The 272-nt window shown below is 42.6% G+C and carries 1 protein-coding gene; it reads right to left on the bottom strand.

The genetic code is table 11. From position 1 onward, the window contains the following. Window positions 1-272 (bottom strand): AAA family ATPase (locus AC0IXA_RS27490; RefSeq protein ID WP_471814912.1); only part of this gene is annotated, 272 nt, incomplete at both ends.

Genomic DNA, 272 nt, shown 5'->3' with positions numbered 1-272 from the left:
CCATAACCCCACCTGACGCAGCGCCTGCCCCAATGATGGTATGAATTTCATCAATAAATAAAATAGAGCCTGGTTTTGCTTGTAGCTCTTTTAATAAACTTTTAAAACGTTTTTCAAAATCGCCACGGTATTTTGTACCAGCAAGTAATGCGCCCATGTCTAACGAGTAAACCACTGCATCTGCAATCACTTCAGGAACTTGCTCGTTAACAATACGATAAGCTAACCCTTCAGCAATCGCTGTTTTACCCACACCCGCTTCACCTACAAGC

The sequence above is a fragment of the Pseudomonas sp. AC083 genome, assembly GCF_979253165.1.
This window is presented reverse-complemented; position numbering and strand designations above follow the sequence as displayed.